Source organism: Bradyrhizobium sp. 132 (assembly GCF_023074185.1).
Classification (GTDB): Bacteria; Pseudomonadota; Alphaproteobacteria; order Rhizobiales; family Xanthobacteraceae; genus Bradyrhizobium.
The window spans coordinates 1-12,492 of the sequence record NZ_JADPKY010000041.1 but is presented as its reverse complement, the minus strand read 5'-3'; the positions used below and the strand labels follow the sequence as shown (position 1 = coordinate 12,492).

Genomic DNA, 12,492 nt, shown 5'->3' with positions numbered 1-12,492 from the left:
CCCATGCACGACGTTCGATATTCCTATCTGCTCGAGCAATTCTCCGATCCTGCCCCGATCCTGGCCGAGATCGGCCGATTGGTGGCGACCGGTGATTTCACCCTGGGCAAGCCGGTCGCCGAATTCGAGCGGCGCTTTGCCGAGCTGATCGGCGTGCGTCACGCCATCGGCGTCGGATCGGGCACCGACGCGCTCAAGCTGCCGCTCAAGGCGCTCGGCATCGGTCATGGCGACGAGGTCATCACCGCCGCTAACACCTTCATCGCCACCGTCGGCGCCATCGCGGAGACCGGCGCGACGCCCGTGCTGGTCGACTGCGACGATTCCTTTTGCATGAACGTCGACTACGTCGAAGCCGCGATCACGGAGAAGACCAAGGCGATCATGCCGGTTCAGTTGACCGGTGAGGTCACCGACATGGGCAAGCTGATGGCGATCGCCCAACGTCACAACATTCCCGTCGTCGAGGATTCCTGCCAGGGCATTCTGTCGGAGTTCGCGGGAAAGCGCTCCGGCACCCACGGTATCGCAGCCGGCTTCTCCCTGCATCCGCTCAAGAACCTCAACGTCTGGGGCGATGCTGGCGTCGTCGTCACCAATGACGACGGGATGAACGAGCGGCTTCGTCTGATCCGCAACCACGGCATGAAGAATCGCGACGAGATCGCGATCCTCGGCTGCAATTCGCGGCTAGATTCCCTCCAGGCGGTGGTCGGCAACTGGCTGATCGGCCAGACCAGCGAGATCACACGCCGCCGGATCGAGAACGCGGCCTATTATGACGCGGGCCTCGCCGGCCTGCCCGGCCTGCGCATTCCGCCGCGCCGGCCCAACGTGAAGCACGTCTATCATCTCTACATGGTGTTCGCCGAGCGCCGCGACGAGCTCTACAAATACTGCCTGGACAACGGCATCGAAGCGAAGATCCACTACCCCATCCCGCTGTATCAGCAGGAAGGCCTCAAGCATCTCGGCTACGGGCCGGGCACCTTCCCGGTCACCGACCGCCACGCCCAGGAAGTCATCAGCTTCCCCGTCGACCAGCATCTGACGCACGCCCAGCAGGACCGCGTCATCGAGATTGTCCGGAAATTCTGCCATGGACGCTGACACCGGCCGCCGGCGCATCGGTTACGTCAATCTTCCCGCGCAATTCGAGGAAGAGCGCGGCGAGATCATGCAGGCGGTCGAGGGCGTATTCCAGCGTGGCGATTTCATCGGCGGCGCGGCCGTTGCGAAGCTCGAAGAGGAGCTCACCACCTATCTCGGCTCGCCGCATGTGGTGACGCTGAACTCCGGCACCGATGCGCTGATCCTGTCCTTGAGGGCGCTCGACATCGGTCCCGGCGACGAGGTGATTACCCCGCCGAATTCGTTCGTGGCATCGACTGCCGCGATCGTCGCCGTCGGCGCCACGCCGGTGTTTGCGGACGTACTGCCGGACCAGAACATCGATCCGGCCGCAGTCGAGGCCGCCGTCACTCCGCGGACCAGGGCGATCATGCCGGTGCACCTGACCGGACGCATGGCCGACATGAGCCCGCTGATGACGATCGCGGCCAAGCACGCTCTCGCCGTGATCGAGGACAGCGCGCAGGCCATCGGCTCGACCTATGACGGGCGGATGAGCGGGACCATCGGAACGTTCGGCTGTTTCTCTGCCCACCCGCTGAAGAATCTCAATGCCGCGGGCGACGCCGGCTTCGTCGTCACCGCCGACGCCGAGTTGGCCGCGAGAATTCGACGCCTGCGCAATCACGGCCTGATCAATCGCAGTGACGTCCAGGAGTGGGGCATGGTGTCACGCCTCGACACGGTCCAGGCCGAGGTGCTTCGCATTCGCCTGCGTCACCTGCCCTCCGTGATCGAACGCCGGCGCCGCAACGCCGCGCAATACCGCACTGAGCTCGCCGGCCTTTCCCTGTTCATCCCGGTTTGCCGCAACATCGAGTTCAACACCTTCCATACCTTCGTCGTGCAGACGGACCATCGCGACGATTTCCAGAAATATCTTGCCGACAAGGGTATCGAGACCGCGATCCACTATCCGGTACCGATCCACCTCCAGGAGGCGGCGGCGCATCTGGGTCACGGTCGCGGCGCGTTCCCGGTGACTGAGCGGCAGGCGGATCAGATCCTCACGCTTCCCATCAACCAGTTCCTCTCGGCCTCGGACATCAGCTATGTTTGCGCGACCGCCCGGGAGTATTTTGCATGACGGACACGGCTTTCCTCGAGGCCGATGAGCAGGCGCTGGCGCAACGCTTCATCGACGATGGCTTCGTCACCACGCCGGCCGACGATCGCGCCGGGCTCGACCGGATCCAGCGGCGCGCCGCCGAGCTTGCGGCGGACTATCTGAAGCTGCCGCACGGCAACGACCCCTACGCGATGCTCGACACCATCCACACCCGGGTGAGCGTGGAGGATCTCAACGGCCTGCGGCTGCACGTCTTCAACGGCCTCAACGCCGAGCCCTGGTTCCGGCCGACCTATTTCCGCCTGGCGCGCTCGACGATCGAGACCATCGTCGGCAACGAGCTCTGCATGCAGCGCCGCGTCAATCTCAGCATCCAGCTGCCAGGTGACGATTCCTCGCTGCTCGCCACCCATTCCGACGTCTGGTCGGGCGACTCGCCGTTCGAAGTTGTGGTGTGGGTGCCGCTGGTCGACGTCCACCGCTCCAAATCGATGTATCTGCTGCCGCCGTCCCTGAACGGCGACATGCAGGACCGAATGGCCAGCCTGCGCAGCGCCGAGGAGCTGTACAAGACCATCAAGCCGCACGCGACCTTCATCGAGATCCCCTACGGCCACGTGATGCTGTTCAACCAGACCCTGATGCACGGCAATCGCATCAACGAGGAGCCCGGCACGCGCTGGAGCATGAACTGCCGCTTCAAGAGCATCATGTCGCCCTACGCGGACAAGCGCTTCGGCGAGTTCTTCGAACCGATCCTGCTGCGCCCGGCAACACGCGTCGGCATGCAGTACAAGCTGCCGGGAGGCTTCCATGGCTGAGCGAGCCGGCCATCGCGGCTATATCGGCGCCCGGCCGCTGAACGGCAGCCGCACTCCGCAGCACGTCCAGAACATCGTGATCCGCGACTACGCGCGGCGGAAGAACCTGCATTATCTGCTCAGCGCCGCCGAGCACACCATGCAAGGCAGCTACATGGTGCTCGAGGACATCCTGGACGAGCTGCCGCGGCTGCGTGGCCTGATTCTTTACAGCATCTTCATGCTGCCGCCCGACGAGGCGCGGCGGCGGGAGATCTACGACCGCGTGCTGAGCGAAGGCTGCGACTTGCACGCCGCCGTCGAGGAGATCACGCTGTCCTCGCGCGACGCCATCCAGGCCGTCGAGGACATTCTGCTCGTCAACAAATTCGCGACCATCCTGTGACGATGCCGCGGACCGGTTGGGGACAATGACCGAGATCAACTTACTCCAGCCGATGCACGCATCGACCAAGCGGAACTACGTTCAGCGGGTCGTCGAGCACGACAAGGCGGAATCCGCCACCGTGGCCCGGCAATGGGGCCACGACTATTGGGACGGCGACCGCCGCTATGGCTATGGCGGTTATCGCTACGACGGACGGTGGCGCCCGCTCGCCCAGATCCTGATCGACCGCTACGGCATCAAGCCCGGGATGAGCGTGCTCGATATCGGCTGCGGCAAGGGCTATTTGCTCCATGAGTTCAGCCAGCTCGTGCCCGGCCTCACGATCGCCGGCATCGACATCTCCGACTATGGCATCGCCAACGCCAAGGAGGAGGTGCGGTCGCAATTGAAGATCGGCAGCGCCGTCGCGCTCCCCTATCCCGACCACAGCTTCGATCTCGTGGTGTCGCTCGGCGTGCTTCACAATCTTCCGCTCGAGGACGTCTTCCGCGCTGTGTCCGAGATCGAGCGCGTTGGGCGCGGCACCTCGAAATATCTGATGGTGGAATCGTTCCGCGACGAGCGCGAGAAGGCGAACCTGCTCTACTGGCAGCTCACCTGCCTGAGTTTCCACGGTCCGGAAACGTGGGCCTGGATCTACGACAAATGCGGATACCGGGGCGACCATGGGTTCATCTTCTTCGAATGAAACAACGGGCCTCCGCCCACCGACCTCGTTGCGTGCGCAAAATTCCGAAGTGTATTATTCGGACGACGCCATCGTCACGGCGGACGACGCCACGATCGCCGAGCTGAAGCGCATCGCCGCCGGCAATCCGCGTCTGCGCAGCCGACTGTGCACGCATCCCGATCCCTTGTCCGGCCTGCACGAGATGCTCATCGTGCATCATCGCGAGGCCTATGTGCGGCCTCACAAGCATTTTGGCAAACCGGAGTCGTTCCACGTCATCGAAGGCACCGCGCAGGTCGTGATCTTCGAGGATGACGGGCGGATTCGCGACGTGCTCAAGATGGCGCCTTACGGCCAGGGCAAGCGCTGCTACTACCGGATGCCCGAGCAGGTGTTTCACTCGATCCTGATCACCTCGGAGTGGCTGGTGTTTCACGAAACCACCGCCGGTCCGTTCGATCCCTCCCGCACGGCATTTCCTGACTGGGCTCCCGATGGCAGCGATGCCGCTGAAGTCCAGAACTACGTCACGAAGATTGGTGCGCTCGCTGCGGCACGGCAACTTAAGAATCGTGACACGACCTCTAGCGCGATATAGGCTTCAACTGCGTCGCTTATCGCCTGGAGCGCCGATGTTTCCTTGCTTTTCCTGCACAGAGCCAAACCCGTGACCGATAATTGCCGCCTCTGCCATTCGACCAATTTGCGCCCGGTCATCGACCTCGGACAGATGCCGATTGCGCATCGGCTTCGGCACAGCCGCGACGAACAGGACGAACGGTATCCATTCGAGGTGCTGGCGTGTGGCGAGTGCGGCCTGCCCCAGATCGTCAAGCCGATTGATCCCGACATTCTGTACCGGCAGTTCAACTACAATTTCAGCAGCTGGAAGCCGGAGCCGCACCAGGTCGACGAGCTCGATACCATCGCGAAATTCTCGAGCCATCGATCCGTGTTCGAGATCGGATGTAACGACGGCCTGTTCATGGACAGGCTGCGTGAACGCGGCGCGAAGGTTTTGGTGGGCGTGGAGCCGAACCTGGTGTCAGGCAAGATCGCCCGCGAGCGCGGCATCAAGGTCTATGCTGACATGATCAGCCCGGCGTTGTGTCACGACGCGATCACAGAGGCCGGCAAGTTCGACCTCGTCGTCTCGCGCCAGGTGCTGGAGCACATCGTCGATTTCGAGAACTTTTTCGACTGCGTGAAGATCGCGCTCAGCGACGATGGGCTGCTGTTCATCGACGTGCCTGATTTCGCACCCGGCTCGACGGCGGGCGACCTCTCGGTCCTGTGGGAGGAGCACGTCAGTTACTTCACCGAACCGACACTGCTCGCGCTGCTGGCGCGCCACGGCTTCGAGGCGGTGTCGGTGAAGAAATACAATTTCAGCGGCGGCAGCCTCGCGATCGCAGCGCGCCGCGCCGCGCACGACGTGACGCCACCGCCGGCCCCTGCCGGCGTCGGCGAGAGGTTCGGCCAGCGCGCAAGGGAGTATGGCGCGCGGTTCCGCCCGATCCTCGCCAAGGCCCGCGCCAACGGCGCCGAGATCGCCATCTACGGCGCCGGTTGCCGCGCCTGTACATTCACCAATGCCCACGAACTCGCGGATCTCGTCGATCTCTCGGTCGACGACCAGAAGGAACGCCAGGGCTTGTTCCTGCCCGGCACCGGCATTCCGATCCGGTCGCCGGAGGGCCTCGCAGGCAAGTCGAATCCGCTCGTCTGCCTTCTGGCCGTGAACCAGGAGAACGAAGACAGGGTCAGCAGCCGGCTGCGCGAAACCGTGAAGCGCCCGCTCCACATCGTTTCGATCTTCGCACCCTCTGACATCTGGAACGAGCTCGATCGCCTCGAGGCGGCCGCAGGGTCGCGGCATGGCTGAGGACAAGCTCTTCAACTACTACGAACGTCAGAAGGTCCTGCCGACGTTCGGGAATTTCAAATCCGCCGCCGAACTCGGAGCCTATGCCGGCCTGCGGCGCGAGTTGTTTTCGGACAAGCTGGTGCTGCCGCCGCGGTTGTTCCGAGACGCCGACGTGCTCGAATTCGGCCCCGATTCCGGCGAGAACGCGCTGGTGTTTGCAGGCTGGGGCGCAAACATGACGCTCGCCGAGCCGAACCGGCATGCGCACGCGAAAATCCAGGCTTACTTCGCGCATTTCAGCCAAGCGGAACGTCTGCGTGAACTCGTATCGTCCGATGTCGAAGGATTTCGCAGCGATCGTCGCTTCGACATCATCGATGCCGAAGGATTCATCTACACGGTGCAGCCGACTGAGAATTGGCTCGGCATCTTTCACCGGCTGCTCAATCCAGACGGTTACGCAGTCGTTTCCTACTACGAGCGCTACGGCGGATTCTTCGAGCTCGCGCTCAAGGCGATTCATGCGGCCGGCAAGGTATTGACGGGCCGTCCCGTGCTCGAAACGGCGAAGATGCTGTTCGACGCGAAATGGAACAGCATTCCGCACACACGCAGCTTCGAATCCTGGCTGATGGACGTGCTCGAAAATCCTTTCGTCAGGCGCCGGTATTTCCTCGACGCGGGAGTCTTGTGTAGGGCGGCGCATGAGCAGGGATTCGATATCCATTCGGCGTGGCCCGCCTATCGCGACAGCCTGGACGTCTACTGGCACAAGAAGGTCCTGTCCGATGACGAGAAGCTGCGGCGCGCGGCGCGCCATCTCGGCCGCAGCCGTCTGAGCTTTCTCGGCGGACGGAAGCTCTATCTGGCCGGCAAGACCGAAGCGGTCGACGCGATCTCGGCTTCGATCGAGACACTGGTTCTCGATGTCGATGGGATGATCGAGGATCCCTTCGGCGCCAGCCTGCCCCGTGTGATCGCGAGCCTCGCGTCGCTGCGCGAGACGATAAGGACGACAGAAATTCTCGCCGAAGATGCGTCCGACATCGACGCCGTCGTCGCGACGCTCGACAGTTTCCATCGTATCTTTGGCGCGATCGGGCGACGGGACGTGTCCGCGGTCACCGCGCTCACCCAGTCAGACCCGGCCTTCATCAACACCTGGGGACAGCCGGCGCATTTCCTCGTCATCCGGAAGCGCTTCGAGGGATCCTAGCAAGTGAGGCCGGGCATTGGCATCATCGGAACGGGCATGGTCGGCCAGATGTGCCACCTGGCCAATTTCGCTGCCAATCCCGCCTGCCGCGTTGTCGCGATCGCCGATCTCCGGCCTGATCTCGCTGCCGCAGCGGCGCAAAAATTCGACATCGCCCGGGTCTACGGCACGCACCGGGAGCTGCTGGCGGACAGCGAGGTGTCCGCCGTCGTCGTCGTGACGAAGCGCCGCGCCACCGGTCCGATCGTGCTGGATGCGTTGAACAGCGGCCGCCATGTGCTGTCGGAAAAGCCGATGGCCTACACCACGGCTCAGGCCGTTGCACTGGCCGAGACGGCGCGGCGGCAAAACCTCGTCTACAGCATCGGCTACATGAAGCGTCACGACGCCGGCGTGGCACGCGCGCTGGCCGAGTTGACGCGCATTCGAGCGGACCAGTCGCTTGGACGCGTTATCGGGGCAAAAGGCTGGTGCTTCGGCGGCAACACTGGCCGGTCGCAGGACAACTTCGTCATGACCGGCGAAGCGCGGCCGGACGGGCTCGAGCTCTGGCAGGATGGCCCGGACTGGATGCCCGGCGCGATGCGACCCGGCTACGACCATTTTCTGAACGTGTTCAGCCATATCATCAATCTCGTGCGCTACGTGCTCGGATCGTCGCCGGCAGTCGCGCAAAGCACCGTCGAGACCTCGGGCGCGGCGACCGTGACGCTCGACTTCGACGGCGTCGCCTGCGCGCTGCAACTCGTAAATGGATCTGAGGGCGGCTGGCGTGAGGGTCTGAGCATCGCGTTCGAGCGGGGCGCAGTGACCATTGAGTTGCCCCCGCCCTTTGCCGAGCAGGAGGCGGAGATCATCCTCGATCAGCAAGAACAACGCACGCAATTGTCGCGCGAAAAGAGTTGGGCGTTTCGGCGTCAGGCCGATGCATTCGTCACCGATATCGTCGAGCAGAGGACGCCGCTGGCTTCCGGCGAAGATTCCGTGGTCGACATCGCCCTCGCGGAGGCCATCTGGAAACGGCAGGTTCCCGTCCCGCCAGCATCTGATCTAAGTGTTTGATTTTGCTGGCAGGAGTGGCAGGGCTCGAACCTGCGACCCCCGGTTTTGGAGACCGGTGCTCTACCAATTGAGCTACACTCCTACTGACCCTGCGTTGCCGCCCGGATCAGGCCGCTTTGAAGCACAGGGGGCGGCCGGATTGCAAGGCCGGATTGCAAGGGTGAAGCGCGCTGGCTTCGCTTGTTTGTGCCGCGCCTTCTGGGCCACAGTCGGCCCCGAATAATAATAAGCAACCGGGAGTGCCCATGACTGCGACAGCCTCTGCGACAGCCGCCCCTCGCCCCTCGACCGCGCCGAACACCCCGCCTCTGCCGGAGGCCCGCCCCGAGACGCTCGGGCTGTCACGTCCCCGCCTTCAGGCCATGTCGGACGCTTTCAAGCGCGAGATCGACAAGGGAACCATTCCCGGCGTCACCGTGCTGGTGGCACGGCACGGCCAGGTCGGCTGGTTCGAGGCGCTCGGCAAGCAGAGCCCGACGGGCGCGGCGCCGATGGCGCATGATTCGATCTTCCGAATCTTCTCGATGACCAAGCCGATCGTGTCGGTCGGCATTATGGCGCTGGTCGAGGACGGCCATCTGCTGCTTGCCGATCCCGCCGCGAAATTCATCCCTGAGTTCGCCGACCAAAAGGTCGGCGTGGTCAGCGGCGGCAAGCTGGAACTGGTTCCGCCGAAACGGCCGATGACGGTGCAGGACCTGCTCCGCCACACCTCCGGCCTGACCTACGAGCACCAGGGCGACGGCCCCGTGCACAAGCTCTACCAGGACTCGCGGGTGCGCAGCCGCAAGATCACCAATGCCGAGCACGCCGCCTTGGTGGCGAGCTTGCCGCTGGTCTGCCATCCCGGCGACGAGTTCAACTACAGCCGCTCCACCGACATCCTCGGCCGCATCATCGAAATCGTCAGCGGCAAGTCGCTCGGCACATACCTCGCCGAGCGCATTCTCGCGCCCTTGCAAATGGCCGAGACCGGCTTTGCAACCAGCGAAGCCAATGCCGGCCGGCTGGCCGAGCCGTTCGCGGCCGATCCCTGGACCGGCGACAAGGTCGCGCTGTTCAACATGATCGAGCAGCCGATCATGGAGTCCGGCGGCGGCGGCCTCGTCTCCACCACCATGGATTATGCCCGCTTCGCGCTGATGCTGCGCAACGGCGGCACCCTCGACGGCAACAGGATCATCGGCCGCAAAACGCTGGAGCTGATGGCGTCCGATCATCTCGGACCTCACGTCGTGACCAACGGCACTCTCCTGTCGCCCGGCCACGGCTTCGGCCTCGGCTTCGCCGTGCGCCGCGAGGCCGGCATCGCGCCCTTCCCCGGCAGCGTCGGCCAGTATTTCTGGAGCGGCATTGCGGGGACGTTCTTCTGGATCGATCCGAAGGAGGATCTGTTCGTCGTGTTCATGAGCCAGGGCCCGGGACAGCGCGATTTTACGCGGACGCTGGTGCGGGATCTGGTGTACGCGGCGGTGGATTAGACTTCGTGCCCCGGACGCGACGCAGCGCGTAGCGGTGCGTCGCAGAGCCGGGGCCCAAGCCTCAGCGATCTCGATCTTCGCGACATTCTGGGTCCCGGCTCTGCGGAGCAGCACTTCGTGCTGCACCGCGTCCGGGACACGAGAGCAATGCCAATCAGCAGCCCCTCAACTGATCGTCGCGCCGCCGTCGATCACCATGGTCTGGCCGGTCATGAAGTCGCCGGCCTGCGATCCCAGGAACACTGCGGCGCCCGCGATCTCGTCGGGGATGCCGATACGGAGCAGCGGCGAACGCGCGGTCGAAGCCTTCAAATTTTCTGGATTGTCCCACAATGCCTTGGCGAAATCGGTCTTGATCAGGCCGGGCGCGATGCAGTTCACGCGGATGTTGTGCGGGCCGTATTCGCAGGCCAGGTTGCGCGCGAGCTGCATGTCGGCGGCCTTGGAGATCGCGTAGGCGCCGAGGATGGTCGAGCCTTTCAACCCGCCGATCGAGGAGACGACGATGATCGAGCCGTCCTTGCGCTCGATCATCTGCGGCACCACCATCGAGATCAGCCAGTTGTTGGCGACGATGTTGTTGTCCAGAATCTTCCTGAACTGATCGTCGGAGATGCCGGCGAGCGGACCGTAATACGGATTCGATGCGGCGTTGCAGACCAGCACGTCGATCTTGCCGAAGGCACGGTTGCTCTCGTCGATGAGATTTTGCAGGTTTTCCTTCGAGGAGATGTTGGCGGCGATCGCGACTGCTGTGCCCTTGCCGAATCTGTCGTTGATGGACTTCGCGACCTGGTCGCAAACGTCGGCCTTGCGCGAGGAGATCACCACCTTGGCGCCGTGCTCAGCCATGCGCTCGGCGATCGCAAGCCCGATACCGCGCGTCGAGCCGGTGATGACGGCGACTTTTCCCTTCATGTCGAACAAGGTCATGTTTCTCTCCCAGAGTTATGATTTGAATTGGCCTGAAGCTTACGCCGTGGTCCCGCGGCCGGACAATTGCTCAGGCGAGTTTCTTGACTTCCGGTCCTGCCGGCTGATGCATCTCCGCATGCGCGTCGTCCGCGATCCACGGCTGCTGGTTCACCATCGGCAGCCGCCACACCGTGCGCTCGGGGTTCGCAAAATGGTCGAGCCGCGTGATCGAGCAATTGTCGATGTCGAACGACAGCGCCTTCTCCAGCTGGCCATCGAGCGCCAGCCCAAGTGCCGCTTTGATGGTGCCACCATGTGCCACTGCGATCACATCACGCCCCGCAGCCTCGGCATTGATCCGATCGATGGTGCGGCGGGCGCGATTGTAGAGGTCCATAAAACTCTCGCCGCCGGGTGCGGGCTCGTTGATATCGGCAAACCAGCTCGAGCCGACAGGGCGGCTGGCGATGAACTGGGCGCGGTTCATGCCCTGCCATCGCCCGAGGTTTTGCTCGGCGAGGTCCGCTTCCCGTGTCATCGACGCAGGCCTCGGAAAACCGGCCGCCCAGATCGCTTCGGCCGTTTGATGCGTGCGCATCAGATTGCTCGAATACCAGACCGCATTGCGTGGCAGCACCTTGGCAACAGCATTGAAGACGTAGGTATCGCTGGTGTCGCAGGCGAGATCGGACTGACCGTAGATATTGCCGCCGTCATTGCGCACCGGCGCGTGACGGACCCACCACCAGCGTGTCGTGATCACATTGGGCTTGTCTGCACCTGCCATCGAAACCCTTCCATCCCGTTTGATGTCGCTGTACGTCAGTAGCGAACGTGTCTCAAGACACTTTACCGTTTGAAATCTTGTTTGAAATTCCGTCGCGCGGCAAGCGTCGCGTGCGAACCAGAGGGAGAAACCGCATGGGCCGTCTGCAAGGCAAGTCCGTCATTATCACCGGTGCCGGCAGCGGCATCGGCCGCGCGGCCGCGCTGCTGTTCACCAGGGAAGGCGCCAAGCTGATCGCGGTCGATCGCACCGAAGCGGTGAAAGAGACGGTCGACGAGGTGAAGAAGGCCGGCGGCATCGCGGAAGCCATGATGGCGGATGCGGGCTCCGAGAAGGACGTCATGGCCGTGATCGACAAGGCGGTGAAGACGCACGGCCGGCTCGACGTGATCTGGGCCAATGCCGGCGTCTCCGGCGGACTCGTCCCGCTCGGCGAGCAGACCGTCGAGCAATGGCAGGAGGTTTTGCGGATCAATCTGATCGGGCCTTTCCTCGCGGTGAAGCATGCGATGCCGCACATGGTGAAGCAGCAGTCCGGCGCGATCGTGCTGACCGCGTCCGTCGCCGGTCTCAAGGCCGGCGCCAGCGGTCATCCCTATGCGGCGAGCAAGGCCGGCGTGATCTCCCTGGTGCAGACCACCGCCTATTCGCTCACCGGCACCGGCGTGCGCATCAACGCAGTGTGCCCGGGCCTGATCGAGACCGGCATGACCAAGCCGATCTTCGACCGCGCCAAGGAGCGCGGCACCGCCGATAAGATCGGCCAGCTCAATCCGCTCAAGCGCCCCGGCCAGCCGCACGAGCTCGCCGCGATGGGATTGTTTTTGGCCAGCGACGAGGCCTCGTATGTCAACGGCCAGGCGTTCCCGGTGGACGGCGGGCTGACGGCGTCGATGCCGTATGCGGGGAAGCCGGTTTAGCTCGCACGCACTCTCGTGTCCCGGACGCGCTGCAACGCCTCTTCGCGTTACTGCGCAGAGCCGGACCCAGAAGGCCGCGCACTCGCTGCTGCATGGGCCCCGGCTCTGCAGCGCACCGCCAAGAGGCGCTGCGCTGCGTCCGGGGCACGAGATCGTTGTTGAATG

13 protein-coding genes and 1 tRNA gene are annotated in these 12,492 nt (G+C 63.7%); 11 read left to right on the top strand and 3 right to left on the bottom strand.

The features are described 5' to 3' along the window. Nucleotides 1-3: 3 nt before the first annotated feature. The 9 genes from IVA74_RS07175 to IVA74_RS07135 all read left to right on the top strand — a co-directional run bounded on the left by IVA74_RS07175 (nt 4) and on the right by IVA74_RS07135 (nt 8,224). Nucleotides 4-1,110 carry a DegT/DnrJ/EryC1/StrS family aminotransferase gene (locus IVA74_RS07175; protein WP_247341120.1) on the top strand — a complete coding sequence of 369 codons (1,107 nt, stop codon included), beginning with the start codon at nt 4-6 and terminating at the stop codon, nt 1,108-1,110. Then, entirely contained in the window at nt 1,100-2,218 is a 1,119-nt protein-coding gene (locus IVA74_RS07170) for a DegT/DnrJ/EryC1/StrS family aminotransferase (RefSeq protein ID WP_247341118.1), read from the top strand. Before IVA74_RS07175 ends, IVA74_RS07170 begins: the two co-directional genes overlap by 11 nt. Then, on the top strand, nt 2,215-3,021 hold the full coding sequence (locus IVA74_RS07165; RefSeq protein WP_247341115.1) for a sporadic carbohydrate cluster 2OG-Fe(II) oxygenase: 807 nt from the start codon (nt 2,215-2,217) through the stop codon (nt 3,019-3,021). Before IVA74_RS07170 ends, IVA74_RS07165 begins: the two co-directional genes overlap by 4 nt. Further along, nucleotides 3,014-3,406 carry an LIC12192 family sporadic carbohydrate cluster protein gene (locus IVA74_RS07160; protein WP_247341113.1) on the top strand — a complete coding sequence of 131 codons (393 nt, stop codon included), beginning with the start codon at nt 3,014-3,016 and terminating at the stop codon, nt 3,404-3,406. Before IVA74_RS07165 ends, IVA74_RS07160 begins: the two co-directional genes overlap by 8 nt. Nucleotides 3,407-3,431: 25 nt before the next feature. Continuing rightward, nucleotides 3,432-4,097: a class I SAM-dependent methyltransferase gene (locus IVA74_RS07155; RefSeq protein ID WP_247341111.1), complete on the top strand. Its 666-nt coding sequence runs from the start codon at nt 3,432-3,434 to the stop codon at nt 4,095-4,097. A 49-nt stretch (nt 4,098-4,146) separates the two neighbouring features. Beyond that, nucleotides 4,147-4,677 (top strand): WbuC family cupin fold metalloprotein, encoded by a 531-nt coding sequence (locus tag IVA74_RS07150; protein WP_247341108.1) that lies wholly within the window; start codon nt 4,147-4,149, stop codon nt 4,675-4,677. A gap of 69 nt (nt 4,678-4,746) precedes the next feature. Next, nucleotides 4,747-5,964, top strand: coding sequence for a class I SAM-dependent methyltransferase (locus IVA74_RS07145; protein ID WP_247341106.1), 1,218 nt, complete (start codon nt 4,747-4,749; stop codon nt 5,962-5,964). Then, complete coding sequence (locus IVA74_RS07140; RefSeq protein WP_247341104.1) at nt 5,957-7,162, top strand: class I SAM-dependent methyltransferase; 1,206 nt, start codon at nt 5,957-5,959, stop codon at nt 7,160-7,162. Before IVA74_RS07145 ends, IVA74_RS07140 begins: the two co-directional genes overlap by 8 nt. Nucleotides 7,163-7,165: 3 nt before the next feature. Then, the gene (locus IVA74_RS07135; protein WP_247341102.1) at nt 7,166-8,224 is read left to right on the top strand and encodes a Gfo/Idh/MocA family oxidoreductase; all 1,059 of its coding nucleotides are present in this window, start codon (nt 7,166-7,168) and stop codon (nt 8,222-8,224) included. 6 nt (nt 8,225-8,230) lie between these two features. On the opposite strand, the gene IVA74_RS07130 is transcribed toward IVA74_RS07135, so the two are convergent. Continuing rightward, nucleotides 8,231-8,306: transfer RNA gene (locus tag IVA74_RS07130), tRNA-Trp, on the bottom strand. A 163-nt stretch (nt 8,307-8,469) separates the two neighbouring features. Here IVA74_RS07130 and IVA74_RS07125 point away from each other — a divergent pair. Continuing rightward, nucleotides 8,470-9,705, top strand: coding sequence for a serine hydrolase domain-containing protein (locus tag IVA74_RS07125; protein WP_247341100.1), 1,236 nt, complete (start codon nt 8,470-8,472; stop codon nt 9,703-9,705). Nucleotides 9,706-9,870: 165 nt separating this feature from the next. Here IVA74_RS07125 and IVA74_RS07120 read toward each other — a convergent pair whose 3' ends face one another. Both IVA74_RS07120 and IVA74_RS07115 read right to left on the bottom strand, forming a co-directional pair. Further along, nucleotides 9,871-10,638 (bottom strand): SDR family oxidoreductase, encoded by a 768-nt coding sequence (locus tag IVA74_RS07120; RefSeq protein WP_247341098.1) that lies wholly within the window; start codon nt 10,636-10,638, stop codon nt 9,871-9,873. A 70-nt stretch (nt 10,639-10,708) separates the two neighbouring features. After that, the gene (locus IVA74_RS07115; protein WP_247341096.1) at nt 10,709-11,407 is read right to left on the bottom strand and encodes a histidine phosphatase family protein; all 699 of its coding nucleotides are present in this window, start codon (nt 11,405-11,407) and stop codon (nt 10,709-10,711) included. 134 nt (nt 11,408-11,541) lie between these two features. On the opposite strand from IVA74_RS07115, the gene IVA74_RS07110 reads away from it, so the two are divergent. Next, nucleotides 11,542-12,327, top strand: coding sequence for an SDR family oxidoreductase (locus IVA74_RS07110; RefSeq protein ID WP_247341094.1), 786 nt, complete (start codon nt 11,542-11,544; stop codon nt 12,325-12,327). Nucleotides 12,328-12,492: the final 165 nt, after the last annotated feature.

What these genes read in the sequence shown, in the direction of transcription:
- IVA74_RS07175 (WP_247341120.1), top strand. Translation starts at nt 4, where the DNA reads ATGCACGACGTTCGATATTCCTATCTGCTCGAGCAATTCTCCGATCCT.
- IVA74_RS07170 (WP_247341118.1), top strand. Translation starts at nt 1,100, where the DNA reads ATGGACGCTGACACCGGCCGCCGGCGCATCGGTTACGTCAATCTTCCC.
- IVA74_RS07165 (WP_247341115.1), top strand. Translation starts at nt 2,215, where the DNA reads ATGACGGACACGGCTTTCCTCGAGGCCGATGAGCAGGCGCTGGCGCAA.
- IVA74_RS07160 (WP_247341113.1), top strand. Translation starts at nt 3,014, where the DNA reads ATGGCTGAGCGAGCCGGCCATCGCGGCTATATCGGCGCCCGGCCGCTG.
- IVA74_RS07155 (WP_247341111.1), top strand. Translation starts at nt 3,432, where the DNA reads ATGACCGAGATCAACTTACTCCAGCCGATGCACGCATCGACCAAGCGG.
- IVA74_RS07140 (WP_247341104.1), top strand. Translation starts at nt 5,957, where the DNA reads ATGGCTGAGGACAAGCTCTTCAACTACTACGAACGTCAGAAGGTCCTG.
- IVA74_RS07125 (WP_247341100.1), top strand. Translation starts at nt 8,470, where the DNA reads ATGACTGCGACAGCCTCTGCGACAGCCGCCCCTCGCCCCTCGACCGCG.
- IVA74_RS07120 (WP_247341098.1), bottom strand. Translation starts at nt 10,638, where the DNA reads ATGACCTTGTTCGACATGAAGGGAAAAGTCGCCGTCATCACCGGCTCG.
- IVA74_RS07115 (WP_247341096.1), bottom strand. Translation starts at nt 11,407, where the DNA reads ATGGCAGGTGCAGACAAGCCCAATGTGATCACGACACGCTGGTGGTGG.
- IVA74_RS07110 (WP_247341094.1), top strand. Translation starts at nt 11,542, where the DNA reads ATGGGCCGTCTGCAAGGCAAGTCCGTCATTATCACCGGTGCCGGCAGC.